This is a genomic window from Cetobacterium sp. (genome assembly GCF_977044495.1).
In genome coordinates this window covers 1-26,293 of the sequence record NZ_CDRRQU010000034.1, presented here as the reverse complement: position 1 = coordinate 26,293, position 26,293 = coordinate 1, and the positions used below count along the sequence as shown (strand labels likewise).

The window sequence follows — 26,293 nt, the reverse complement described above, 5'->3', positions numbered from 1 at the left end:
ACTTTTCTTGATAATTCTCTTTGAGCTTTAACAAGTTTAGTTTCTAACTTTCTAAAAAATCTAGGATAGTCAGCTCTTTGGTTATCGGAGCTAACAAAAAGTTCAGACATAGCAAAATCAAGTCCAACAATATTGTTATCGCTTGGAACTTCTTTAATATCCTTTTCAAATTCAGTTAGTAAAGAAACATAATAAGCACCGTTAGGTTCTTGACTAACGGTAGCTGATTTAATTACATAATTTTGAGGTATCTGTCTATGAAGTTTAATTTTAACTAAACCTAGCTTTGGAAGTTTTAGAAAATTTCCTTCAACTCTAATATTATTACTTGTAGATACTGTATTATATGATTTTCTAGTTGACCTTTTAGATTTAAATTTAGGAAATGCGGTATGCTTTTGAAAAAAATTCTTATATGCAGTTTCTAAATTTTTGAGTGCTTGTTGTAATGCGATTGAATCAACCTCTTTCAAGAATGGTAATTCAAGTTTAAGCGGTACAAGCTCTTTAGCTTGAGTATTGTAGGTTACAGATTTTTTCTCTGTCTCATACACTTCTTTTCTCTGAGCTAAGAATCTGTTATACACAAGTCTAGTGCAACCAAAAGTTTGATTAATTGTATTCGCTTGAGTTTCATTAGGATAGATTCTATATTTAAAAGCTAAGTTATACGTCTTCACAGTTTTCACCTCCTTAAAATTAAAATTTATGTGGTCTGATTATACCATATTTTAGAAAAAATCAATAGAAATTATTAAGCTATATATTCGATTAAAGGAACTAAAAACTAAAAAGATTGCCCTGATTCATCCTCTCCCTAATAGAGGAAGAGGTTTTCTCAGGGCGTTTTGATAAAACTGACCAAAAAACCTTATTTTTAGGTTTTTTAGTCAGTTTTTTTATCTACTATTATACTCTTTCAAGCCAATCTCTATTATCTTAATAGCTTTTTCCAAGCTATCTAATTCTAAAGCATATGATATTCTAACTTTATTCATTCCTAATTCTTCATTCTGGTAAAAACCTTTTGCTGGTGCTAACATAACTGTTGAATTATCATACGAGAACTCTCCCAGCAACCATTTAGAAAAATCTGTTGCATCTTTTACAGGTAACTCCACAATACAATAGAACGCTCCCTCTGGTCTGTTCAATGTCACTCCCTCTATTTTACTCAATCCTTCATATAAAAAATTCCTTCTCTCCATATATTTTTGATTAACAGCTTTATAGTAGTTTTCACCCATACATCTATATAGTGCCTCTGCTCCAACCATATCAAGCGTTGATATAGATAATCTTGATTGGCACAACTTCAAAATGTATCCCATAAACTCTTTATTTTTATTCAATATAGTTCCTACTCTTGCCCCACAAGTTGAAAACCTTTTTGAAATTGAATCTATAAGTATTACTCTTTCTAAATTGTCCACAAAAGTTCCACAACTAACCGTATCCTTACCGTCATAGATAAACTCTCTATAAACTTCATCACTTATTAAAAATAGATTTCTATCTTTTGAAATCTCATTTAACATCAACAACTCCTCTTTCGAATAAACTGCACCTGTAGGATTTCCAGGATTTGAAAACATTATAGCCTTTGTTCTTTCTGTAATTAAGTTTTCAATTATATGCTTTTCTGGGAGCTTAAAATTTCCTTCAAATTTTGTGGGTATTCCTATAACTTTTATTCCTAACATAGCAAAAAAACTATTGTAATTTGCATAGTATGGTTCAGGAATTAAAACTTCTTCGCCCGCATTAAAAAGTGTCATCAATGTAAAAAGTAGTGCTTCGCTTCCTCCAGCGGTTATCAATATTTCATCAGTTTCATAACTCATCCCTAAACCTTTATAGTACTTTTGTACTGAATCTATCAACTCTTTTCTCCCGGATGAATCTGAATACGCTATTGTTTTCTCTCCAAAATTTTCTATTGCTTGAAAAAACTCCTTTGGAGTTTCTAAATCTGGCTGACCGATATTTAAGTGTATTATATCTATACCAGCCTCTCTAGCTTTTTTTGAATATGGTATTAACTCTCTCACTGGAGATGTTTTTAAATTTTGTATATTTTTTGAAAACATCTGTCCCTCCTACAAAAACCTTTTTTATATTATATCAATCTCTTAGCTCAATGTGAAGTTTTTTTAATTGAAGTGTTCCTTAAACTCTGATATAATTCAATTATTAACTATTCTTTAATAAGGAGAGATTTATCATGGCAATAAAACTAAAATCAATTTTCTTAACACTGGGGATTTTTTATGTTTTAATAGGTGCTCTTGGAATTAGCAACATTGGATTTTTTAATAAAAATATAGAATATATTATAAGTATTATCCTATTTTTAAATGGTATATATCATATTTTCTATTCTATGACTAACCGAAAAACTCCATACTTCCATTGGGGTCTTGTTCTGGGTGAAGGAGTGGTGGAGCTTCTATCCGTAGCAGTTGTTCTTTTAAATACTTTTACTAGTCAACTATTTTTTACAAGTTATATCGGAGGACTTCTTTGCTTAAAAGGTTTGGTTTTAATCTTAGGTAGGGATAACAAACTTACGTCTTGGGAAAGTACTAACGCTAAAGTGAAGGTTTTAGTTATTATAAAAGGTCTTTTACACTTTTTATTTGGCTCTTTAATCATAATACTACCTTTATTAGCTGATAAAGCTGTCTATGTTGTTTTTGGATGGTATATCCTATTTTTAGGAATCCATTTTTTAACAGAGGAGTATATCAACAACAAAAAAAGTGATGTTTAATACATCACTTTTTCCATATATAAATCTGAGATTTTTCATAGTTATTCAAGCCCATAAACCAAAGTAATATTCCATAAGCTATACTGTAAAATGCTACTTTTACTAAAAAGTTTAAATAGCTGACCTCCTCTATATATATATTTAAAATATACCCAAATATCATTACAATCATTATCGGTATCGACATCTTAAAAATGTTTTTCCAAAACTTAACTATATCCAATTTTACTGAAACTTTATAATAGATATTCATAACTATTATTTGTCCTAAAATGAAGGAAAGACCTGTGGCTATCGCACACCCTATCGCTCCCACTTTTTTTACAAAAATAATACTAAAAATTACATTTAAAATAGCTATTACAAAATAAACCACAGACCTGAACTGGTGCATATTTTTGGCTTGCATTATACTCACACCAGTACTCTGAATTAAAGGAACTGTCAGAGGAATCATTATCCACAACGCTATACTATACGCCTCAATATACTGTTTTCCAACCCATAAAATTATGAAATCTTTTCCAAATAATATAAATCCAGAAGATATCAGCCCCAAAAGAATATATTGTAATCTTCCTATTTTCAGAAACATTTCATCTATTTCTTCATGCTTTTCTTCCACTATCAATCTATTTATTCTTGGAAATAAAACTCCTGAAACAGCTGAGGCAAATCCCATATAGAGAGTATTAAAAATCGCACCTACAGAATATATTGCAATTCCTTGAACCCCAACATATTTTCCTATTATAACCCTATCTGTCCCCCAATAAACTTGATCTATTAAAACATTTAAAAAAATAAAAAATGAATATATAAATATCTCTTTTAAAATATCATTATTAAATTTGGAAAATTTTATTTTCATTCCCAATTTAAAGGCATATATTATATCAAACAGATAGGAGAGAATAGCAAAACATACCGTAGCAATAGTCACTGCTATCAGCCCAAATCCGTTCATCATCAGAATTGCTCCTACAATTGGATTTAATATTATCGTCAAAAGCTTTATACCTCTTTGATATAAAAATTTTTCCTTAGATGTTATATTGGTAGAAAACACACCCATTGGAAAAGATATAATCACATTTAAAGCTAAAATTACAAATACTGCTTTTGTTTTTTCAAGCTCCTGTACTGTAAATCTTTCCCCAAAAAACTCTCCTATATTTACATAGATGTAAACACCTATAATAAAAGCTATCAACATTAAAATAGAAAAAATCACTAAAAACATTCCATTCAAGGATTTTTCCTCTTCTATTTTTCCCTCAGCTCGATATCTCGTTGTATATCTAAGCATTGTATTCCCCAATCCCAAATTCAAAATAGCTATATATCCCATTATCGATTGAACCAATGAATTTATTCCATAGTCCTCTTGCCCTAAATATCTCATGTATAGAGGTGTATACAGAATTTGAATGATTGAGCTTACAACTATTGTCATCATTGAAAGAGCTGTTCCTATTTTCAGTTCATTTCTAGCCATGTTCACCCCTGCTCATTTAAAAAATTGTCTAATTTCAAAAAATGTTGCTCTCCATCTTGGGCTGCTTTTATAAGAATATCTGTGGGCAACGCCTTATTTTCTTTAAATTTTTCAAAACTCAATCCCTGCAAGTTCTCTAAAGAAGCATAGTTTTGTTTAAATTCTAAATCTTCTAAAACATTCGTCATTTTTTTACTATACGCTATTGGAAAAACAGGTTTTTTAAGAGCAAATCCCAATATCATTGCATGGAATCTTGTTGCTACAACACTATCTGCTCTATTTAATATTTCCAATGCTTCATTCATATCTCCTCTATAAAAGTATTTAGAGATATACTTATGCTGTTCATTCGGTATCATATTCAGTAATCTCTTTATTGCCTCCTCATCTTTTTCTCCTTGACAAAAAGACATAAATTTAACTTTTTTTCCACTTTTTATAATATCTAAAGTCAGTGTTTTTAGTCTATTAAAGTACTCTGATTCTATTCCTGAAAATCCCCGTCTAGCTGATGGCAATATTATAGAAAATAAAACATAGTCCCCTTTTACCTCTACATCTTGCTTTAAGCTAAAAACTATATCTTTTCCAAATCTTATATTTTCTAAATCTTTAAAAAGTTCATATGAATACTTTTCTCTAAAACATACATCTTTACACTCTTTAAAAAATTCATGATACATATTTTTGAAATTTTCACTCCTATAGGGACCAAAATTTGCTCCTAAAATAAAATAATTTTTTCCAAACTCCAGATTTCTTTTTCTAATTTTAAAATCTTCTTCTGAGAAGTCATTTTCTATAAAAATTGATCCCCCTATATTGACAACCCCATCTAACTCTTTTGCTTTTAAATCCTCCAATATATTTGAAACTCCAAATTTTCTCCCTAGACGAAACAATATCTTTTTTGCAAAAGTGTCATTATATAAAATTTTCAAGTTATTTGTCTCAATCCCTTTTAAGTTTTCATATTCAGGAGTGGCAAAAAGATAAAACTCTGTATCCTTATATCTTTCACAAAGCATCTTTATAAAAAGATCATCTCCTAAATTTAACTGTGCATATGCTTTTATTAATATTTTTTTCACTATCCCTCACCCTATTTTATTGTTAACAGTTTTTTTACTCGTTTAAGCCACATCATTTTTAGTCTAAAAACTCTGTAGTAATAACATATTTTTATATCTACGGTCTCTATCTCTTTTAAACTATCTATCTCCTCTTTTATCTTTAAATAAAAATTTTTCCAATTTTTCACTTTGTTTTCACTCAATCTTTGAAGCACATCAAAGGGATACATTATACCATGATATTTAAAACATTCCCTAACTTTATTTATATTCTCCTCATACACTCCATTTCGCTTATAAAAAGAGATTAACGCTCTTATAACACTGTAGATATCTATCCTATTCTTATAATTATTTGAAACTGAATTTTGGTTCATAAAATAGTTATAATAGGGTTTATCTATTGAAACTATATTCTCGCTGTAAAAAAAAGTGACAAAATTAAAGAACATATCCTCACCAGTATAGATATCTAGTAAAAATTTGATGTTATTATTTTCTAAAATCTCTCTTCTATATATTTTATTACACGGGGATGCAAACCACTCCGTCGTACAATCTGTATACTCATCTTTGCTTTTTTTTTCAAAAATTCTAACTTCCGAGAGAATCTCCATATTTTCATTTAACTTTTTAAATCCACATATAACAACATCTGCTCGTTTCTCTTCGGCTTTTTCTACCATATCCATATACATCTCTTTGTCTACCCAATCATCCGAATCTAAAAAAGCTATGTACTTTCCCTTAGCCATTGATATTCCGAGATTTCTAGCAAAACTACATCCACCATTTTTTACTTTTCTATATACTATATTTTTATTATTTTTGGATATTTCCAGACAAATCTCAGATGTTTTATCTGTTGATCCATCATCTATAACTATTATCTCAATCTCTTTTAAGTTCTGATCTAAAAGAGAATTTAGACATCTTTCAATATATTTTTCAACATTATAAGCTGGAATTATAACACTTAACATCTAGCTCTCCTTTTACTCTTAACTTTGTTTTAAATTATATAATGATATATCTAATAATTCAAATAATTTTACACCTTAGTAAACAAAAAAAGCTGAATCGAGTTCAGCTTTTCTTACTACTTTGTTCCAAATATTCTATCTCCACAATCTCCCAATCCAGGATAGATATACCCATTTGCATCCAATCCTTGATCTATTTTTGCTGTATAGATTGCCACATCTGGATGCGTTTGTAAAACTTTTGCTATACCTTCTGGTGCAGCTACTAAGCACATAAACACTATGTTTTTTACTCCAGCATTTTTCAAATAGTCTATTGCATATATTGCCGATCCACCAGTTGCCAACATTGGATCAACTAATATCACTTGCTTGTTTTGAACATCTACTGGAAGTTTACAGTAGTAATAAACAGGTTGTAGAGTTTCTTCATCTCTATAAACCCCTATATGCCCTATTTTTGCTGTTGGAATTAACGACACTATTCCATCTACCATCCCTAATCCAGCTCTCAATATAGGCACAACCGCAATATTCGTTCCAAGTGTATATCCAGTCGTTTTCATCAGAGGAGTTTCAACTTCAATCTCATCTAAAACTAAATTTTTTGTCACCTCATAAGTCATCAATTTTGATATCTCATTTAAGTTTTCTCTAAATGATTTTGTATCCGTATTTTTATTTCTTAACAATGTTAATTTATGTTGTATTAGTGGATGATTTATTTCTATTACAGCCATTTTAACCTCCCTAGTTTATATTTTTTTAAAAAAAAACAGGACATAGTCCCGTTTTCTTATTTCTTTAATCCAAACTTCTTATTGAATTGCTCTACTCTTCCAGCTGCGTCTACGAACTTAGCTTTTCCTGTGTAGAATGGGTGACAGTTTGAACAAACAGCTATTTTAAGCTCGTCTCCCTTTGCTAAAGTTGATCTTGTTTCGAATTTGTTTCCACACGTACAATCAACAGTTATTACTTTGTAATTTGGATGAATTCCTTTTCTCATTAATTTCACCTTCCTAAAATCTCTCTATTTATCGTAAAGATTTTATCACAATTTTTCAACTTTTGCAACATTTTTTTACTGGTGGTTCAAAGTTTTTTACTATTTTACTCTCTTTCCTTTTTATTTTTTTTAAATTTATGATAGAATAGTATAAAACTTTAGAGGGAGAGTTATGGCTACAAAATACTACGCTTTTATTATAGATAAAGAAAATTACTCAAAAATTGTCACTTCTTGGTCTGAGTGCCAAAGTGCTACCTTGGGAAAAAATGCTCGTTATAAGTCCTTTAAGACCGAAGCTGAAGCCAAAGAATGGTTAAAAAATGGTGGATTATATGAGGATAGGAAATTAAAAATTCAAGAAGCTAAAAATAACTTAGAGGATGGTATCTATTTTGACGCTGGAACTGGAAGAGGGATAGGAGTCGAAGTCAGAGTTACCAACCGTTTTGGAGTTTCTCTACTGGACGATATTATGCCCGAAAAAATGATAAATGAATTTGGCAATTATCTCGCTCCACAAGGTAGTACCAATAATTATGGAGAATTGATAGGTATCTTTTTAGCTATCGATATAGCTTTAAGAAAGCGGAATTTTAAAATTTTTGGTGATAGTAAATTAATTATTGATTATTGGTCCAAAGGGCATTATAATAAAACGTCACTAAATGAAAAAACTATAGACCTTATTAAGAAAACCACTGAAAAAAGAGTGAAATTTGAAAGTTTAGGCGGAACTATTCAACACGTTTCTGGGGATATTAACCCTGCAGATTTAGGTTTTCACAAATAAATTGGGAGGAATAATATATGGAGTTTGAACTATTTAGTAAATTACATCTTTTTTATCTTTTGGGTTATTCACTACTTTTTCTATTTCTTTATTTTGGGGTTGCACATAACCCACAACCAAAAAAAATTGTGAGAATTATCTCCTTTGCCGTCCTATTAATCAAATGCGGTGAAATTTTTATTAAATACAAACTGATTGGTGAAGCATGGTACCAATTGCTTCCATTACACCTTTGTAACATAACGCTTATATTTGCAATATTTGGGTCCATATTTAGGTTCACACCTTTTTTATATGCAACCTTTTTCTGGTCTCTCGGAGCTGTTTTTGCTCTACTGACACCTGAAGTGAGAGAAACGTTCCCTCATTTCTTCAATATAAGCTTTTTCTCAACACATTTCTACATAATTTTTATTGCCATAGTGGAGTATAAAATTTTTAAATTGAGACCCTCTTTGGAGTCTTGGACAGGTTCTTTCATTGGTTTAAATATTATTGCAGCTGGGGTTTATTTTATAAATACAGTTCTTGGAACAAACTATCTCTACATCAATAGAAAGCCCACGTTCTCCTCACCTCTCAACTATTTTGGAGAGTGGCCCTACTATATAATCGTAGTCGAGTTTGCCTATATCACCTTAACTTTACTTTTGCTATTTCTATTCAAAAAAAAAGACTATAAAATAAAAGTAAACAGGTAGAGAAATTCTACCTGTTTTTACATTATTACCAATATATCTTTAATCTCTTTTAACTTCTCCAATGTTTCATTAGAAACTTTCACTCTATATGTCACACGCTCATTAAAATCTTTGTTTAATAACTCTTCATTTCCATTTATCAACAAGGTCTCCACTTCATTTATTCTCTCATAAGAAAAATCCAATAGACATTCAACTCTTTCTATAAACTCTACAACTTCGCCCTCTAGAATTGCTAATTTTGCAGTTTTAGCGTAATTTCTTACCAATCCTCCAGCTCCTAGTTTTATCCCTCCAAAATATCTTGTTGCCACTACCACTACATTATTAACTTCCATATAAGTCAATATCTCACCCATAGGTTTTCCAGCTGTTCCGCTCGGTTCACCGTCGTCATCAGCCTTAAAGTACTCTTGCCCATTGTCAATAACTCTATAAACAGTACAATTATGAGTAGCATCTGGGTGCATCTCCCTAATCATATCTATAAAATCTTCAGCCTCCTCTTTCGTAGAAATTGGCTTAGCATATCCTATAAATTTTGATTTTTTCTCTTCAAACTCTATTCTTACTGCCTTTTTTATACTTTTCATCAATCTAACTCCTAATTATTATATCTATAAATCTCACTAAAATATTGTATATGGGAGACATCATTTTATCCAAAACTCCAAAGTAGCTCAACACTACTATAAATAAAATACCATATGTATCCAAGCTAAATATCCTCACTCTATCTTCACCAGTTAAAAACGAAGCCAGAACTCTAGACCCATCTAATGGTGGAATCGGTAAAAGATTGAATGTTCCCAAAGCCATATTTATTATTATGAAATAGATTGATATACTGTTAAATGGGATTAATCCATATTTTATTAAAATCGCCCCTACTATCATCAAGAGATAATTTGTTAAAACTCCCGCAATTGAAACTAGAAACTCCCCAATTCTTCCATTCCTAAAAGCAAAATAATTTACAGGCACTGGTTTAGCCCAACCAATTATGAAATTAGAACCACTTAACAGCATAAAAATTGGTATCAATGTCCCTATAGGGTCTAAGTGTTTCAACGGGTTTAAAGACAATCTCCCAGAATATTGGGCAGTTTTATCTCCACAGAATAATGCCATATATCCATGAGCTAATTCATGTATCACCAAGCAAAATAGTAAAATTATAACTTTTAAAACAATCATTTCCATCACCTCATGTAAATAGCTTAACACAACTATAATTCTAAAGTCAAATACGGAATTTCACTCAGTAGTTGGACACTTTTTATTAAAATTATATATGTGTAATTTACTAATTCTATTGTTAAGAAATCTAAATAAAAGTTTGATAAAAATATTGTCATAAAACTGGTCATAATAAAAACTGATGCTATTGGAATTATAATCATGTTACTAAAAATTGAAAACAAAGGAATAGTATTAAAATATACGAAAAAAATTGGGGTCATGCAAATTTGAATTATCAAAGTCATCAATAACGTATTTAAGACTTTATTCAAATATTCATTTTTATATCTCCTTATCTTAGGAATTTTTTCATAGACAAAAATTATAGAAAATGCTGCTATATATGACATCCAAAAAGATATGGAGTAAATCCAAGTAGGAAAAATTAAAAGCGAGCCACAAAAAGCTATCATAAAACTTTTTTTACTATCTATCTTCTCATATAAAATATTTCCCAATAAATAGATTGCACCCATTATATATGCTCGAAATACTGATGGCGATTTACCCACAGAAAGGACATATAATGTCAAAACAATCATAACTAATATATATCGTTTTCTTTTGGAAATATTTAATTTTAATAGTAAAAATGATATTCCAGCTATAATTATACCTATGTGTAACCCAGATATTACTAGAAGATGAGCTGTTCCTGTGTATCTAAAGCTCTCTTTTATCTCTTCTCCGAGTAAATATCCCTCTCCTAAAATTGTCGCTCTCAAAAAATGTTCCAAATCAAGAGAGTAATTCTCACTTAATACCTTAATTTTTTTTATAAAAAACTCTTTCAATATATCTCTTTTTTCTTCTATCTCTTCCCTTTCTATTCTATACTGGACTCCCCATTTAGAACGTTCTATCTTTTGTACTTCACCTAAAATAATTTTCTCCCCATCCTCCACTCTATTCACTGTAAAATACATATTTTCTCTCGGATATTTACCATTTATATTTTCAATTTTTCCCCTCCCTGCATCCACTCTCCCACTGACTTCAACGATATCCCCTATCTCAACTCTCTCTTTAAAGGTTGTCAAATACAGCCTAAAAAAGAAAATTGAGGCAAAAATTAAAATTAATGCCCCAATCTCTGTTTTTTTCAATGCCCCCTCCTATTCATTGTATTTAAAATAAAATATATATGAGATTACAAAGGATATCGCTGAAAATATTGCCGACGAATATATTCCAAACTTTGTCACCTCTCCACTTCCTCTTAAAACTAGCATCAACGGTAATACCACTATTGACACTAAAAATGCCATTTTTAAGAAAAATCCTTGAATTCCAAAACAAACACCTTCAATTCTATTATTTATTCTTTTGCTTATTTTTTCACTTATATCACTCATCATTGCTGGTGGAAATATAAATGCTGCCCCTGATATCGGTATTCCTAAAAGTGCGAATATTAAAAATCCATACTTTACAGGTATAACTCTTCCCAGCAGTGCTAAAGCTACTGTTAATAATATCAAACCGACTAAAGAAGCCAGCATGATTTTTCTGTATCCAAATTTTCGAGATAGTTTATTTACAGGATAAAAAAATAAAGCTGATGCCCCGAATAATAGAGCTGATGCAATAGTTATTGTTTCTTTCCCATATCCCATTATATCTTCAACGTAATAGTTCATCATAGCTCTTAAAGAGTTAAATCCTACAAAGAAAAATAATAGTCCCAGAAGATAATTCTTAAAATCTCTATCTTTTATTACCTCTTTTAAAATATCTTTTATATTTCCAACGTGCTCGATAGGTCTTGAGTATTTTTTTTCTGGAACTAAAAATACAGTTACATATAGCCCTAAAACACATAGAACACTCAAAGATATAACCATTCCTCTGATTCCTACTAAAGTATTCCCATGTCCAAAATACTTGATTAAAACTCCGGGTAAAATCATTGCAATTGCACTGTACAACAATCTAAAAACCGATTGCCATGTGGAGAGATTCAACCTCTCTTCAGAATTTTCACCTATCTCTGGTATTAAAGCGTTGTATGGTGCTCCTACAACTGTATAAAAAGTAAAAAATAACGATCCCACCAGTGCCAAATAAATAAATGTTCCCGCTTCACTCACCATTGGAGGATAAAAAAATGCCACCGTTGTTATGCCCAGTGGAATAGCTCCTACGGCGATAAATGGAATTCGCCTTCCCCATCTGCTATTAAATTTATCCGACATATATCCAACCACTGGGTCTGAAATCATATCTACAACTCTAGAAATAGCCAATGCTAATGAAATTAAAACTGGGGTCAAAAAAGGTTTAAGTCCCGAATTTTCTGGTGGAAGATAAAAGTATAGTATCCACTGTGCAAATATTTGATCCACAATGGCGTAGCTCACTCCCACTCCATAAAATATCTGTGTTTCTAAAGGTATTCTCTGTTTCAAATCTTTTCCTCCTCTACCAATTCTAGTAAATATTCTTTTCTATTCAATTTAGGATTTTTCAAAACTATATCCAAAGATCTATTTAAAAGTTCTTTTATTTTCTTTCCATCTTTTATTCCTAACTCCAATATATCTTTACCTGAAATAGAGAGGTCTTTTAAAAAAATAGGCTCACCATTGGATGTAATTTCATTGAACCACTCTTTTTTTGAAGATATATCTACTCTTAGCCCCTCTATTTTCAATGCACTTTCAAAATCCTTTATTCCCATAATTCCAATCATTTTTTTCATCTCGTATTTACTACAAATATCTTTTCTTTTTTTTAAGCTCTTAATTATGTTTAAAATTGATTTTTTACTTTTATTGTCTAATTTTAACAAATTTAACTCCACTTCATTTTCATAAAATATAATTATTAGCTTTGGTATTAGGCATTCCTCTGACAAAAAAATCTCATCTATTTTATTCATATCCTCCAGCATATTTTTTAGACTGATACTTTTATTTGTCTTTGGAAACAACTCCTCAAAAATACCCAATTCATATAAAAGTCTAAAAGATTCACTTGAATTCTCTCCTCTTAGTATCTTAAAGAATTCATCTTGAACTCTTTCAAGCGATACTCTTTTTATCTCACTTTTACACTCTTTTATTGCAATTTTTGTTGACTCCAATATATATAAATTTTTTTCCCCTGCGATTCTTACTCCTCTTAGTATCCTTAGAGGGTCCTCCTTCACTCTTCTTCTACCATCCCCTACAAATCTAAGTACCCTATTTTTTATATCCTCTTTTTCTCTTACTGATGGATAGATTAAATTGCTTCCGTCGTAAGCTATCGCATTAACTGTGAAATCCCTTCTTTTCAAATCCTCATAAATATCCCGTATGAACTCTATTTCGGTTATATTCCTAAAAGTTGTAAAGGATACATCCTTTCTTAATCTAGCTATTTCATAACTTTTTCCTCGATAAACTATTTGAATTATCCCAAAAGCTTTTCCAATCTCCTTCGGTGAATAATCCTTAAAGATATCTTTTAATTTTGAGTACTCAATATCTGTACAAAAATCACAATCTTTCGGTTTTAATCCAAGAAGGTAGTCTCTTATATAGCCTCCTACAACATACCCCTTACCATAAGTATTTAAAATATCTAAAATATTTTTTATATCCTCTGTCAATCTTACTCTTTCCATAGTACCTCTACTTTATAATTATGGGTATTTTTCTATCTTCATACGGATTTATCATTGCATATATTTTACTGGCTATCTCATTTTGCTCTAATAAGTCCAATGCCTCTTTATCTAAAGATTTTTGTATATTTTTTAATGAAGTCAAAATTTTTATCTCTTCATTTTTTAATTTTTTTAAATAATTTTGTCCATCTTTTGTAAATCCTAGAACTCTTATATAGGGAATTTTTTCTTTCACTCTTTCTGTCTGCTTCTTTTCTATTCCTAACAAAATATGAATTAAAACTCTCTGAACTCTTCCCTGAGTGTATCTCTTGCTTTTTATCTTCTCAAAAAAACCTTCAAAATCTTTACAAGAGACAGCAGCTTCATATAATCTATTCTCATACCCTTGCTCTATATCCTGAATTTTATGTAAATTTTTCTTTTCTAAAAGTATTCTATGTCTTATAAGGGGATAAAAACTCTGGAGTTTTGCAAATCTATTCCTCTCCAAACTCTCTTTCAACACTTCATACGTATCCCTTGGAACAACATCCTTTATCTCCTCCCCAGATTGAATTTTTTTTCTAATCCCAGTAGCACTAGCGATTCCATCTCTTATGTCCTCTGAATAATACCCACTTTTTTCTCTTTTTACAGCTACCGCTTCTATTTTACTCTTCCAAAACTTTAAAGCTTTAATGTATTCAACTCCTAAGATATCATTGGACTCCAATTCATCTTTGATATTCAGTGTGGTTAAAGTATTTGAATAGGCAGTTGGATAGGAGTGTCCCTCTTTCAACTGTTTTTTTAGCTCTGTTTTAAACTCCTCTTGCTCCTCTAACTCTCCTCTTTTAATAAGTTTTTCACTATCTCCAGTTTCAGACCCAAAAACTATCCTCTCTACATTCAGCAGATTTAGTATTCCCACCGCTCCTCTAGCAAATATCTCGGCACTTTGGGTCGAATAAAACACTGGTAGCTCCACCACTATATCAATACCGTTTTTTAAAGCTAATTCTGCTCTACTCCATCTATCTATAAATGCTGGTTCCCCTCTTTGGACATAATCTCCACTCATAACTGCAATAACTATATCGCCATACTCTTTAGCTCTTAAACAGTGGTATTTATGCCCATTATGGAAGGGATTATACTCTACAACTATTCCTACTGATTTTTTCATATAAACACCTCACACTGTATTTATTCTATTATAATTCATTTAAATAATTTATCCGAGAAAAATTTGCATTTTTTTAAATATAGTTTATAATATGAATTATCTAAATTTTTATTAGGCGGTGATTACATGCTTTTAGCTGTAGATATTGGAAATACCCATATTGTTACTGGTTTACTTGATCCAAAAGGAGAGGTATTACTCAGCTTTAGAGTATCTTCAAATGAAAAATTAACTGAGGATGAGTACTTTTCATACTTAAAAAATATATGTGATTTTAATGCTATCGAAATCAAAAAATTAAATGGAATTGTTATCTCTTCAGTTGTTCCTAATTTGATAGGTATATTTCAATTTTTAGGAAGAAAATATTTTAAGATTGAGCCTATGATTATAGATTTGAATTTGAATCTTCCATTTTCATTTGCTGAGGATCTTCAAGTCAATGGCTTTGGAGCTGATAGAATAATTGATATCGCCCAAGCTGTAATTGATTATCCAAATAGAAATCTTGTGATTTTCGACCTTGGAACTGCTACTACATATGAAGTTTTAAAAGATGGAGTCTATATTGGGGGAGGAATTTTACCGGGAATAGAGATGTCCATCAATGCTTTATTTGGGAATACTGCTAAACTTCCTAAAGTTAAATTTAGTACTCCAGAAAGTGTACTTGGAAAAAATACAGCTGAACAAATTCAAGCTGGAATTTTTTATGGATATGCTGGACAACTAAAAAATATTATACATGAAATTAAAAAACTTGTTCCTAATCCATATGTAATCGCCACAGGTGGTCTTGGAAAAATTCTTTTTGCAGAGATCCAAGAGATTGATGAATATTGTCCTGAACTGAGTATCAGAGGTCTTTATACACTTTACCAAATGAATAAGCCATTAAATAAATAAACAAATAAAAAATTTCAAGGGGGCTTTATGAAAAAAGGTATTTTTATTTTTATTATTTTGGTTCAATCCATTTTTGCCAAGGAGCTTTTAATAAGTGGTGCAGCATCTTTAAAGGAATTTTTGGAAAAAAATATCCAGGAGTATAAACTTGTGGACCCAGACTTAAATATCTCTTTGAATTTGGGTGGTTCTGGAACTTTAAAAAGGCAGTTTGAGCAGGGAGGAGATGTTGACATCATCTTTTTAGCTGATAGAGATTACATGGTTGATTTGAAAAATAAAAACTATTTAGTTGATGAAGAGGTCCTTTTAGAAAACTCTTTAGTTTTAATAAAAAATAACAACTCACCTTCTGACAGCGGAATTTTAGCTATTGGTGATCCTCAATCCGTTCCCGCTGGAAGATATGCAACTGAGGTTTTAGGCAATCTTCCATTGAAAAACTACACTCTAGTGTATGGAAAGGATGTTAGAAGTGTTCTTTCATATGTTGAACTGGGAGAGGCTGATTTTGGGATTGTTTATTTAACTGATGCAAAACTTCTAAAAAATTCAAAAATTGTTGAAATTTTTCCAAAAGAACTTCATAGACCGATTGAATACTCAATTGGAATTTCAAAAACGAGTAAAAATAAAGAGGATTCTGAGAAATTCTTAGAATTTTTAAGAGGAAAAGACTGGGAATGATTTCACCTTTAAAACTGTCCCTAGCGATAGTTTTTCTCTCTCTATTTTTCAACCTTTCTTTCAGTATAGCTCTTTATTTTTCCTTTGATAATAAAAAAACTTTAAAAAAAATTACAGAATTCATAGTTACTCTACCCATTTTTCTTCCCCCCTCTGTTATTGGTTATATGTTGATTATTTTCTTAGGAAAAAACAGCACTATCGGAAAAATTTTTTACAATCTTTTTGATTTTAGATTTATATTTTCGTTTGAGGGAGCTGCTATTGCGGCAATTGTTGTCTCTTTGCCCATAATCTACCAAGGAGTTAAAGTTGGTTTTGATACTATTGACAAAACTTATATAGAAACTGCACAATGCTTGGGGATTTCTGGATTGAATATGCTTAGATATGTCTATCTACCCCTAAGTTTTAGAAAAGTTTTTTCAGGCGTTATATTAGGGATTGGACGAGCTTTCGGAGAGTTCGGGGCAACTATTTTAATCGCTGGAAACATCCCCGGTAGAACTCAAACTTTACCTTTGGCACTGTATTCAGCTATCGAATCGGGAAACTACTCTTCTGCCAATAAAGTCTTGGTGCTTTTACTACTTTTTAGTGGCTTATTTTTGATACTATACATTTTACTTACAAAAAAAGAGAGCTAAGCTCTCTTTTTTTATATCATATTTCCTATCACTATACAGTTGTAATCTCTTTCTCTTTTAGAGCTAGAAGTTGATCGATTGTTTTAATTGTTGTATCTGTTAACTTTTGAACTTCATCTTCATATCTTTTTAAATCGTCCTCAGTTATCTCTCCATCTTTCTCTAATTTTCTCAAATGATTGTTCATATCTTTTCTGATATTTCTAACTGCAACTTTTCCATTTTCAGCTTCAGACTTTGCAAATTTTACATACTCTTTTCTTCTATCTGCAGTTAGCTCTGGAATCATTAATCTAATAACTTTTCCATCATTGTTTGGAGTTAATCCTAAGTTTGAAGTCATTATAGCCTTTTCTATTGTAGGTATAACCGATTTATCCCAAGGATCGATTACTAATAACCTAGCTTCTGGAGCTGATACTGTTCCAACTTGATTCAGTGGCATCAATGATCCATACTTCTCTATTTTGATTCCATCCAACATTGAAACATTAGCTCTACCTGCTCTTATTGATGCAAACTTATGCTTTGTAGACTCGATAGCTTTGTTCATTTTATCTTTACAATCATTCATTATTACTTGTGCGTTCATTTTACCCTCCTAAAATTATTATCCATTTATTACAGTTGTTCCTATCTCTTCACCAAGAATTACCCTTTTTATATTTCCCTCTGTCAACGAATCAAATACAACTATTGGTAACTTATTCTCTCTACATAGTGAGATTGCAGTTGCATCCATAACTTTTAAATCTTTATTTAATACCTCTGTATAAGTTACTTCTGTATATTTTTTGGCATCAGCAAATTTTACAGGATCCTTATCATAGATTCCATCAACTTTAGTCGCTTTTATTACAACATCCGCATTGATTTCTATTGCTCTAAGAGCTGCTGCTGTATCTGTTGTGAAATAAGGGTTCCCCGTTCCACCTCCAAATATTACAACTCTACCTTTTTCCAAGTGTCTTTGAGCTCTTCTTTTTATAAAAGGTTCTGCCACTTTTGGAATTTCAATTGCTGTTTGTACTCTTGTAGGTACACCTAATAGTTCAATTGCGTTTTGAAGAGCCAATGAGTTTATAACTGTTGCTAACATACCCATATGATCTCCAGTTACTCTATCTATTCCTTGTTCAGTTCCAGACAATCCTCTAAATATATTACCACCACCGATAACTATTCCTACCTCTACTCCTAAATCTGCTATTTCCTTTATTTGTCTAGCATATGAAGTGATTGTCTCTGAAGAGATTCCAAATTCTTGGTCTCCCATTAAAGCTTCACCACTTAATTTTAATAGAATTCTATTATAAATTGGCTTCATCTCAAAACTCTCCTCTATTCTCATATTTAGCTTAAAAAAAGGGGGTGCTAAGTCGCACCCCTATACTTTGTTGTATTACGCGTTAAGTTGAGCTGCAACCTCTGCTGCGAAATCTACTTCTTCTTTTTCAATTCCCTCTCCAACTTTGTATCTAGCGAAAGAAACTACTTTAATATCTCCTGCGTACTCTGCAACTGTCTCTTTGTTTTCAGCTTTTACGAAAATTTGGTCAACTAAACAGTTGTCCTCATAGAATTTGTTCATTTTTCCAACTAAGATTTTCTCAATAATTTGAGCTGGTTTTCCTTCAGCTTCTAATTGCTTTCTAGAAATCTCCTTCTCTCTCTCTAAATCGTCTGTTGTTACAACCGATCTATCAACATATTTAGGATCCATAGCTGCTACGTGCATTGCGATATCCTTAGCTTTAGTTATATTAGCCTCTGTCGCTTCCCCAGTCATCTCAACGATAACTCCTAATTTTCCTCCTAAGTGGTTGTAAGTAGTTACAAACCCTTCAGTAGTTACTTTTTCAAATCTTCTTAGAGACATATTCTCTCCGATTTTTGCAATTAAGTTAGTTATTGTTGTTTCAACTGTAACTCCATCAATTTCAGCAGCTTTTAAATCTTCAACAGTTTTGATCTCTGGTCTTAAAGCGATCTCTACCATTTTTGCTCCTAAAGCCTTAAATTCATCATTTTTAGCAACGAAATCTGTTTCAGAGTTGAACTCTAATACTACCGCTGTTTTATTATCAGCAGAAACACCCTCGAATATTAATCCCTCTGCAGCTGTTCTTCCTGATTTTTTAGCAGCTTTAGCGATTCCTTTCTCTCTTAGTAAGTCTATCGCTTTTTCGATATCTCCGTCTGTTTCTCCCAATGCTTTTTTACAATCCATCATTCCAGCACCAGTTCTATCTCTTAGTTCTTTTACTAATTTTGCTGTAATCTCTGCCATTTTTTCCTCCTAATTTTTAGAATCTCTACATATCTATATAGTACAAGGAATTGAGGGCTAGGCACTCAATTCCATTAAATTCAAGTATTTATTACTCAGCTGATCCCTCTTCAATTACAATCTCATCAGTTGCAACTTCAGCATTCTCTTTTCCTTGGTTTCCTTCAATGATAGCGTTAGCCATTACAGAAGCGATTAACTTTACTGATCTGATAGCGTCATCATTTGCAGGGATTGGATAAGTTACTAAATCTGGATCCACATTTGTATCGATCATAGCGAATACAGGTATTCCTAATTTAGCAGCTTCAACTACTGCTAGAGTCTCTTTCTTAACGTCTACTACAAATATAGCAGCTGGAACTTCTTTCATATCTTTAATTCCTGATAAGTTTTTAGAAAGTTTTACTAACTCTTTTCTGAAGTTAGCAGCCTCTTTCTTAGTGTAAGCTGTATCTAGCGTTCCATCAGCTTCCATTCTCTCTAACTCTTTTAATCTTTCTACTCTAGTCTGGATAGTCTTGTAGTTTGTTAACATTCCACCTAACCATCTGTTGTTTACATAGTACATTCCTGATCTTTCAGCTTGATCTTTTACAGCTTCTTGAGCTTGTTTTTTAGTTCCTACGAATAAAACTTTTCCACCGTTAGCTGAAATTTCTCTCATTACAGCATAAGCTTCCTCAATTTTCTTTAAAGATTTGTGTAAATCGATTACGTGGATTCCGTTTCTCTCTGTGAAGATGTACTTAGACATCTTTGGGTTCCATCTCTTAGCTTGGTGTCCAAAGTGAACTCCAGCTTCAAGTAATTGTTTCATAGTAATTACTGCCATTTTTAATTCCTCCTAATTTTGGTTATTTCTTCCACTGATCTCAAAACTAAACATCCCCTAAGGGCACCCTGTCTAGAAATAATCAATGTGCATTTTATTAGCAAATTATTGTATCACTTTTTTCTATTTTTGTCAATAAATATATAAGCTCCATTTCTTCCTGCCTTTTCCTTCTCTCTTCTATGAGAATGAAAATTATCTCTATATGTACATAAATCATTAGTTATAATATTTTTTTCTTGTATTCCTATCTCTTTCATAAGATTATAATTAAATTGTTGGTTATCGAAATAATATTTTTCTCCTTTTTTTAAAAAAACTTTCTCCAAAAGTCTCTCTTTAAATTTTTCTTTAAATTTTGAATAGAACTCCCTAGAAACTTCATAGTTTTCAGAGGATATCCCTATCCCAAATGCCACTATAATATTTTCAACTCTGCTATCAAATCTTTCTACCATCAAGTTAATAGCCTTTAAACCGATATTTTCAAAACTTCCGACCCAACCTGAATGTACACATCCAAAAGCTTTATTTACCTCATCATATATGTATATTGGCAAACAATCCGCGTATTTTGTAAATATAACTACATCCTGCCTTTGTGTTATAAATCCATCTGTATTCTCTGAATAATTCATTATCTTTTCATCTATGACTACAATGTTTGACGAGTGTGTTTGTAATCCTGAATATATATTTTTCTCCGCTATCCCCAATAGAGATATTATTTTTTTTCTATCCTCTTCTTTTTTTATATCTCCAAGGTTTTTAGTTGTATATATAGCTTTTATTCCTAACTTTGAAAATTCTTCAAGTTCATAGTAAAACTCTCTATCTATAAACATCTTAGACTCTCTTTAAACTCAATTGTCTTCTTTAATTTTCCACATAGAACTTCAAACTCTTCAAAATTTAAACTTTGCTCCCCATCCGATAGTGCACAAATTGGATTTTGATGAATCTCTACCATTGCACCGTCCGCTCCTGCTAATATACAACCCAGTGTAACTGGCTCAACCAAAGACCTTTTTCCTGTTCCATGACTCGCATCTATTATAATTGGAAGATGGGACTTTTCCTTTAAAAGAGCAATTCCATTTACATCAACTGTGTTTCTAGTCGCAACTTCAAAAGTTCTGATTCCTCTTTCGCAAAGAATAACTCTCTCATTTCCAAAAGCAACTATATACTCTGCTGCCATTAAAAACTCTTTTATTGTTGCACTTAATCCTCTTTTTAAAAGAATCGGCTTATCTGTTTTCCCCAGCTCTTTCAAGAGACTAAAGTTTTGCATATTTCTGGCTCCAACTTGAAATATATCTGTATACTTATCTATTAACTCTATATCCCTAGTGTCCATCACCTCTGTTACCATCAAAAGATTATATTTATCACACGCTTCTCTCATATACTTTAAACCCTCTTCACCCAGTCCTTGAAAATCGTATGGTGATGTCCTTGGTTTAAACGCTCCACCTCTTAAAAACTCTCCTCCATTGGCTTTTACAACTCTAGCAGTCTCCATCATCATCTCTTTGCTTTCAACCGAACATGGTCCTGCCATCAAAACTAAATCTGTTCCACCTATTTTTCTACCTTTTATATCTATAACCGTATCCTCTTTTTTAAACTCTCTGCTCACAAATTTAAAAGGTTTTCCTATTTTAACAACATCTTTAACTATTGAAAATTTTTTTAACTCCTCTTTTCCTAAACCCTCTTTTTTTCCCATTATACCTATTTTTCTTACACTACCATCTAAAATCTCTAAAGCTCCGTGACCTGTTTTTTGTATAAATCTCTTCAACTCTAAGATTTCTTCAGATGTAGCACTTTTATTTAACACTACATACATTTCTATCACCTAATTTTTTATTATTATTATATCATATTTATACCAAAACAGTGCTTTTTAAATTCACATTTTAAACATTTTTCTTCGGATAATCTTTTTTCTGAAAATATACCGTTAGATATCCGTTCTGCTATAAAATCGAAATCTTTTAAAATTTGTTCTTCGTCTCCTAAAATATAAGGTATTTCAATTCTATTTTCATTTTTTACAAAATATATATATCCTCCTGAAACTCTCTTTTCACTATTCATTGATAATAGATAACAATATAGTTTTATTTGAGATATATAGTTTTTCAAACTCTCCTCATCTAAACTATCTGATCCTGTCTTAAAATCTATGACCTTTAGGCTCTCTCCATCCTCTACAACTAAATCTAATTTTCCTTCAATCGTATATCTCTGTCTAAATATAAAGAGGCTTTTCTCCACATCTACAATCTTCATTCCCATCAAGTCACTATTATAATATTTCAAAACTTGTTCCAGTCCTCTTTTTAAAATCTCTTTGTCTAAAAATAAATTTTCTTTCTTTTTCATCGCTTCATAATCTGAATAATATCTGCTCTCTATATCTTCAACCGTTAAATTTCTATTGTTCACTATTGAAAGATTTATATATTCAAAACTCTCATGAATTAAAGTTCCATAAAAATTTTCAACAGTTTTTTTTCTCTGAAAGTCATAAATTTTATTTAATTTATATCTATATGGACACTCCTTATATTTCAATAGGTCTCCTGTGTAGGAGTAACTATCTTTTATATCTATAACGCTTGTATTTTCTATATTGAGCTCTGAAAAATCTAACTCGCCAGATAAAATATCTGGAATTGTTTCATATACTCGTTTAAACGGCAGTGATGGTATCTGTCTTTTTCCTTTATTACTTTCAACACAACTCAATATCAATAAATTTTTAGCTCTCGAAAAGGCTGTATAGTATAATCTCCAAAAATCAAAATCCTTGATTCTATATTCAGGTTCAAAGTCATTATAAGAAATATATCTTTTCAAAAGCTCCTCCTCTTCATCTCTGTCTCCTTCTGGAACACTCTCCAAAGAACCCACTATAACAATAGGAAACTCCAAACCCTTGGATTGATGTATCGTTAGAAACGAAACTGCACCTTTAGGTGCATACTCCTTTATATCCTCATATTCATCCACACCATTCTGCTTTAAAAATTTCAGATGCATTGTAAAAAGATAATCTCCAACTTTCACTATATTTTCATTATTTAACTTTTGAATCTTAGAAATTTTATCTGCTTTTTCAATAATTTTAGAAAATATCCCCAAATTATATAAAGCTCTATTTTCTAGAACACTATTTTCTTGATTCTCAAAGATCTTCTTAAAACATTTCAACGCTATAACTTTGTAATATAGAGTCAAAAGATTTCCTTCATCTTTAACAATATTTTCATATTCACTTTTTATAGCTTCTACTTCCTGTTTTAAATCCATATCGATTTTTATCTTTTTTTCTAGAACATTTAAACATTTTTTATAGTAATCCAATATTTCCAATTTATACTCATTGTTATAAATTTTACTATTCTCTCTCAATAAAATATAGAGAAAGATACCTATAATTAATATGATTTCCTCTCTATTGAAAAAAAGATTGGATCTGGGAGAATACACCCCAATCCCTCTATACTCTAAATAGTGTGCCAAAGAGATTATTTTTTTATTCCTTACCGATCTAAATAGAAAAGCCACTTGATTATAATCAGTTATCTTTTTTGAATTTTTCATAAAAATTAAAAAATTGGCAATTCTTTCTTGCCATCTGTTTTCAGAGTTTTCTACTGATAATTTTACAACTCGTGTTCTATCTATATTCTTCTCTTCTGGCACCACTAGCTCTTTTGAAAGTCTAAATTCATCCCAATATAAGCTATCGATCCACTCTTTACAAAAATTGACAATATCTTTTTCGGACCTATAATTGACTTCCAATTTAACAATTTTACATATTTTACCAACTCGTCCCTCAAATTGAAGTATGTTTCTAATCGTAGCTCCTCTAAATCTATATATCCCTTGATCATCATCCCCAACTACACATATATTTTGATTTTCTCCACCGATTAAAAAAATTAACTTTTCCTGTATGGTATTGGTATCTTGATATTCGTCAATCATTGTGTATTTTATTCTATCTTGAAATTTTTTTAAAATATCTCCATTTTCTTTTAAAATTCTATAAGCCTCACATTGAATCATAGAAAAATCAATAACATTCTCCTGAAAGATAATCTCTTTATATGTTGAATAACTTTTCGTCAGAAAGCTATCATCAGCTAATTCCAATCCCTCTTCACTAAATTTATTGAACCATTTCACTAACGTTTCCCCTATTTTCCAATTTGTTAAATAGCTCTTATTTCGAAAAAATTCTTTAAAGCCATCAATCTCTTTGAAAAATCTTAGTTTAGAAAAAATAAAAAATTTTTGATCTACATTGTCAAGAACCCTGTATCCTTTTTTTAAATTTGAAAACTCTATATTCTCATCTATAATTTTTAAACAGATAGAGTGAAGCGTTCCTATATACAACCCTTGTAGATATATTTTTTCATTCTTCAATCTATTTCCTATTCTTGTTGTCAACTCTCTAGCCGCTCTTTCTGTGAAAGTTGAAACTAATATCTCTTCCGGTTTTATATTTTTTTCCTTTATCATATAAATCATTCGTTCAACCAATGTTCTTGTTTTTCCAGAACCCGGACCAGCTATTATAAGTAGAGGTCCATCAATATTTTCTACAGCTTCCATTTGACTTAAATTTAATTTCATAATAACCGTCCTTTTTATTTTAGTATACAAAAAAAACAAAAAAAAATAAAGCTTAGGTTTTACACCTAAGCTTTAAACTTTAAGTTAATAATTATGCTGTTATTGCTGATACTGGACAAACTCCTGCGCAAGCTCCACAGTCTACACAAGCCTCTCCAATTTCATATTTCCCATTAGAATCAGCTGATATTGCTGATACTGGGCAAGTTCCTTCACAAGCTCCACATCCAATACAAGTGTCTTTATCTATTACGTACATTCTAAATACCTCCTGATTTTTTATGTTTCCTGTATCTACTATACCCAATTAAATGGAAAAAGTCAAGATAATTTGATTGAAAAAAATACATTTTTTTCTGAAAAGTTTGGTTATCAAACCATGGTACAAGCTAAATTTAATTTTTTGAATTATCTTTTACCATTTCATTTCTTATCTCATCATTATCTTTAAACTCCTGTTGTACTTTTTCATAATATTTTCTACTAGCCTCTTGAATTGAAACCTTATTTCTTTTTGAATAGGCTTCAATATTTTTTTGATCTATGGCTTCTCTTTTCTGTAAATTTTTCTCGTAATCAAAATCTTTTTCGCTTTCAGCAAAAGCTATACTTCCTATTAATAAAGTTCCTACTAACATCATTAAACTAAATTTTTTCATTTTCTTTCCTCCTCTTAAAACATATTTCTTTTTCTTTATGTATTTATTTTAATTAATTTCAGAGCAAAAAAATAGATAATGTATTCATATGTGAATATTTCATCCTTTTCATTTACTTTTTTCATATTAAAAGGTATTATAAGATATGTTTTACATAATTAAATTGAGGTGATTTTATGAAAAATGACGAAGGTTCTATTTTCCTTATATCTGCAATCAATAAAGAGATAAACTTTCTTTTTGATAACTTTCTTTCTGAATTAGAAATAACTAAAACAGAAAGTATGTACTTAAGGTTAATCCATGACAATCCCGGAGTAACACAGTATGAAATAGCAAAATTGAGAAAAATTGAAAAATCTTTAGTTACAAAGTATATCACTAACTTGGAAGACAAGGGATTGATAGAAAAAAAATTACTGGATAAAAGAAAAAAAGGATTGTATTTAATTGAAGATGGTAAAAAGGCGATTGAGTTTCTTAACGATTTTATTCCTGATTTACAAAAAAAATTTTCAGACCTTTTTACAGATGAAGAGTCCCTTTTTTTCAATAATCTATTAAAAAAATTAAAAACTCGCCTTGAAGAAATAAATGAAAGAGAGCTCTAAGAATCTCTCTTTTTTACTTTCTGGGTAAATTTGCAAAAAATAAAAAAAGATTGGCAACTTCCTATCCTCCCAGGGGGCTGCCCCCCAAGTACTTTCAGCGTTTATGGGCTTAACTTCCAGGTTCGAAATGTTACTGGGTG

General features: G+C 30.9%; 29 protein-coding genes and 1 rRNA gene. 7 read left to right on the top strand and 23 right to left on the bottom strand.

The window, feature by feature from the left end:
- The coding region (locus tag ACWI69_RS08855; protein ID WP_448821483.1) for an RNA-guided endonuclease TnpB family protein at positions 1-680 on the bottom strand (680 nt) is incomplete at its 3' end.
- Between the two features lie 219 nt (positions 681-899).
- Positions 900-2,090 carry a pyridoxal phosphate-dependent aminotransferase gene (locus ACWI69_RS08850; protein ID WP_448821482.1) on the bottom strand — a complete coding sequence of 397 codons (1,191 nt, stop codon included), beginning with the start codon at positions 2,088-2,090 and terminating at the stop codon, positions 900-902.
- A gap of 134 nt (positions 2,091-2,224) precedes the next feature.
- Here ACWI69_RS08850 and ACWI69_RS08845 point away from each other — a divergent pair, with 134 nt between their 5' ends.
- A complete protein-coding gene (locus tag ACWI69_RS08845) occupies positions 2,225-2,773 on the top strand; it encodes a DUF308 domain-containing protein (protein ID WP_448821481.1) in 549 nt (182 codons plus the stop codon).
- Positions 2,774-2,777: 4 nt separating this feature from the next.
- Here ACWI69_RS08845 and ACWI69_RS08840 read toward each other — a convergent pair whose 3' ends face one another.
- The 5 genes from ACWI69_RS08840 to rpmE all read right to left on the bottom strand — a co-directional run bounded on the left by ACWI69_RS08840 (position 2,778) and on the right by rpmE (position 7,339).
- A complete protein-coding gene (locus ACWI69_RS08840; protein WP_448821480.1) occupies positions 2,778-4,271 on the bottom strand; it encodes a lipopolysaccharide biosynthesis protein in 1,494 nt (497 codons plus the stop codon).
- Positions 4,272-4,273: 2 nt separating this feature from the next.
- Positions 4,274-5,365, bottom strand: coding sequence for a polysaccharide pyruvyl transferase family protein (locus ACWI69_RS08835; RefSeq protein WP_448821479.1), 1,092 nt, complete (start codon positions 5,363-5,365; stop codon positions 4,274-4,276).
- A gap of 11 nt (positions 5,366-5,376) precedes the next feature.
- A complete protein-coding gene (locus ACWI69_RS08830) occupies positions 5,377-6,330 on the bottom strand; it encodes a glycosyltransferase family 2 protein (RefSeq protein WP_448821478.1) in 954 nt (317 codons plus the stop codon).
- Between the two features lie 116 nt (positions 6,331-6,446).
- Positions 6,447-7,070: a uracil phosphoribosyltransferase gene (upp, locus tag ACWI69_RS08825; RefSeq protein WP_448821477.1), complete on the bottom strand. Its 624-nt coding sequence runs from the start codon at positions 7,068-7,070 to the stop codon at positions 6,447-6,449.
- A 56-nt stretch (positions 7,071-7,126) separates the two neighbouring features.
- Positions 7,127-7,339, bottom strand: a complete 213-nt coding sequence (rpmE, locus tag ACWI69_RS08820; RefSeq protein WP_448821476.1) for a 50S ribosomal protein L31 — start codon at positions 7,337-7,339, stop codon at positions 7,127-7,129.
- A gap of 172 nt (positions 7,340-7,511) precedes the next feature.
- Between rpmE and ACWI69_RS08815 the strand changes: the two genes are divergently transcribed.
- Together ACWI69_RS08815 and ACWI69_RS08810 are read left to right on the top strand one after the other, a co-directional pair.
- Positions 7,512-8,132, top strand: a complete 621-nt coding sequence (locus ACWI69_RS08815) for a ribonuclease H1 domain-containing protein (RefSeq protein WP_448821475.1) — start codon at positions 7,512-7,514, stop codon at positions 8,130-8,132.
- A 17-nt stretch (positions 8,133-8,149) separates the two neighbouring features.
- The gene (locus tag ACWI69_RS08810; RefSeq protein ID WP_448821474.1) at positions 8,150-8,833 is read left to right on the top strand and encodes a TMEM164-related integral membrane acyltransferase; all 684 of its coding nucleotides are present in this window, start codon (positions 8,150-8,152) and stop codon (positions 8,831-8,833) included.
- A gap of 17 nt (positions 8,834-8,850) precedes the next feature.
- Here the strand turns inward: ACWI69_RS08810 and ACWI69_RS08805 are convergent, their stop codons facing one another.
- The 6 genes from ACWI69_RS08805 to ACWI69_RS08780 are packed head-to-tail and all read right to left on the bottom strand — an operon-like array spanning position 8,851 to position 14,856.
- Positions 8,851-9,426 (bottom strand): IMPACT family protein, encoded by a 576-nt coding sequence (locus ACWI69_RS08805; protein ID WP_448821473.1) that lies wholly within the window; start codon positions 9,424-9,426, stop codon positions 8,851-8,853.
- A gap of 4 nt (positions 9,427-9,430) precedes the next feature.
- Positions 9,431-10,030, bottom strand: coding sequence for a site-2 protease family protein (locus ACWI69_RS08800; RefSeq protein WP_448821472.1), 600 nt, complete (start codon positions 10,028-10,030; stop codon positions 9,431-9,433).
- Between the two features lie 32 nt (positions 10,031-10,062).
- Positions 10,063-11,181 carry a ComEC/Rec2 family competence protein gene (locus tag ACWI69_RS08795; protein WP_448821471.1) on the bottom strand — a complete coding sequence of 373 codons (1,119 nt, stop codon included), beginning with the start codon at positions 11,179-11,181 and terminating at the stop codon, positions 10,063-10,065.
- A 9-nt stretch (positions 11,182-11,190) separates the two neighbouring features.
- On the bottom strand, positions 11,191-12,483 hold the full coding sequence (locus tag ACWI69_RS08790) for an MFS transporter (protein WP_448821470.1): 1,293 nt from the start codon (positions 12,481-12,483) through the stop codon (positions 11,191-11,193).
- Complete coding sequence (locus ACWI69_RS08785) at positions 12,480-13,685, bottom strand: CCA tRNA nucleotidyltransferase (protein WP_448821469.1); 1,206 nt, start codon at positions 13,683-13,685, stop codon at positions 12,480-12,482. Before ACWI69_RS08785 ends, ACWI69_RS08790 begins: the two co-directional genes overlap by 4 nt.
- A gap of 7 nt (positions 13,686-13,692) precedes the next feature.
- Entirely contained in the window at positions 13,693-14,856 is a 1,164-nt protein-coding gene (locus ACWI69_RS08780; protein WP_448821468.1) for a nucleotidyltransferase, read from the bottom strand.
- Between the two features lie 126 nt (positions 14,857-14,982).
- On the opposite strand from ACWI69_RS08780, the gene ACWI69_RS08775 reads away from it, so the two are divergent.
- Genes ACWI69_RS08775 through ACWI69_RS08765 form a run of 3 tightly spaced genes read left to right on the top strand, consistent with a single transcriptional unit; the run spans position 14,983 to position 17,096 of the window.
- Positions 14,983-15,762, top strand: a complete 780-nt coding sequence (locus ACWI69_RS08775) for a type III pantothenate kinase (RefSeq protein WP_448821467.1) — start codon at positions 14,983-14,985, stop codon at positions 15,760-15,762.
- Positions 15,763-15,789: 27 nt separating this feature from the next.
- The gene (gene modA / locus ACWI69_RS08770; RefSeq protein WP_448821466.1) at positions 15,790-16,449 is read left to right on the top strand and encodes a molybdate ABC transporter substrate-binding protein; all 660 of its coding nucleotides are present in this window, start codon (positions 15,790-15,792) and stop codon (positions 16,447-16,449) included.
- On the top strand, positions 16,446-17,096 hold the full coding sequence (locus tag ACWI69_RS08765; RefSeq protein ID WP_448821465.1) for a molybdate ABC transporter permease subunit: 651 nt from the start codon (positions 16,446-16,448) through the stop codon (positions 17,094-17,096). Before modA ends, ACWI69_RS08765 begins: the two co-directional genes overlap by 4 nt.
- A gap of 31 nt (positions 17,097-17,127) precedes the next feature.
- Here ACWI69_RS08765 and frr read toward each other — a convergent pair whose 3' ends face one another.
- The 9 genes from frr to ACWI69_RS08720 form a co-directional block, all read right to left on the bottom strand.
- Complete coding sequence (gene frr, locus ACWI69_RS08760) at positions 17,128-17,688, bottom strand: ribosome recycling factor (protein WP_448821464.1); 561 nt, start codon at positions 17,686-17,688, stop codon at positions 17,128-17,130.
- 18 nt (positions 17,689-17,706) lie between these two features.
- A complete protein-coding gene (pyrH, locus tag ACWI69_RS08755; protein WP_448821463.1) occupies positions 17,707-18,423 on the bottom strand; it encodes a UMP kinase in 717 nt (238 codons plus the stop codon).
- Positions 18,424-18,498: 75 nt separating this feature from the next.
- A complete protein-coding gene (gene tsf / locus ACWI69_RS08750; RefSeq protein ID WP_448821462.1) occupies positions 18,499-19,386 on the bottom strand; it encodes a translation elongation factor Ts in 888 nt (295 codons plus the stop codon).
- A gap of 91 nt (positions 19,387-19,477) precedes the next feature.
- Positions 19,478-20,221: a 30S ribosomal protein S2 gene (rpsB, locus tag ACWI69_RS08745; RefSeq protein ID WP_448821461.1), complete on the bottom strand. Its 744-nt coding sequence runs from the start codon at positions 20,219-20,221 to the stop codon at positions 19,478-19,480.
- 113 nt (positions 20,222-20,334) lie between these two features.
- On the bottom strand, positions 20,335-21,066 hold the full coding sequence (pgeF, locus tag ACWI69_RS08740; RefSeq protein WP_448821460.1) for a peptidoglycan editing factor PgeF: 732 nt from the start codon (positions 21,064-21,066) through the stop codon (positions 20,335-20,337).
- Positions 21,057-22,076 (bottom strand): 3-deoxy-7-phosphoheptulonate synthase, encoded by a 1,020-nt coding sequence (gene aroF, locus ACWI69_RS08735; protein ID WP_448821459.1) that lies wholly within the window; start codon positions 22,074-22,076, stop codon positions 21,057-21,059. The genes pgeF and aroF overlap by 10 nt, the downstream gene beginning before the upstream one ends.
- Positions 22,077-22,102: 26 nt before the next feature.
- Positions 22,103-24,883: a UvrD-helicase domain-containing protein gene (locus ACWI69_RS08730; RefSeq protein ID WP_448821458.1), complete on the bottom strand. Its 2,781-nt coding sequence runs from the start codon at positions 24,881-24,883 to the stop codon at positions 22,103-22,105.
- Positions 24,884-24,974: 91 nt separating this feature from the next.
- Positions 24,975-25,142, bottom strand: coding sequence for a 4Fe-4S binding protein (locus ACWI69_RS08725; protein ID WP_448821457.1), 168 nt, complete (start codon positions 25,140-25,142; stop codon positions 24,975-24,977).
- Between the two features lie 136 nt (positions 25,143-25,278).
- Complete coding sequence (locus ACWI69_RS08720; protein WP_448821456.1) at positions 25,279-25,542, bottom strand: hypothetical protein; 264 nt, start codon at positions 25,540-25,542, stop codon at positions 25,279-25,281.
- A gap of 176 nt (positions 25,543-25,718) precedes the next feature.
- Between ACWI69_RS08720 and ACWI69_RS08715 the strand changes: the two genes are divergently transcribed.
- A complete protein-coding gene (locus tag ACWI69_RS08715) occupies positions 25,719-26,153 on the top strand; it encodes a MarR family winged helix-turn-helix transcriptional regulator (protein WP_448821455.1) in 435 nt (144 codons plus the stop codon).
- Between the two features lie 48 nt (positions 26,154-26,201).
- Here the strand turns inward: ACWI69_RS08715 and rrf are convergent.
- Positions 26,202-26,293: ribosomal RNA gene (rrf, locus tag ACWI69_RS08710) — 5S ribosomal RNA — on the bottom strand; the annotation flags it as partial.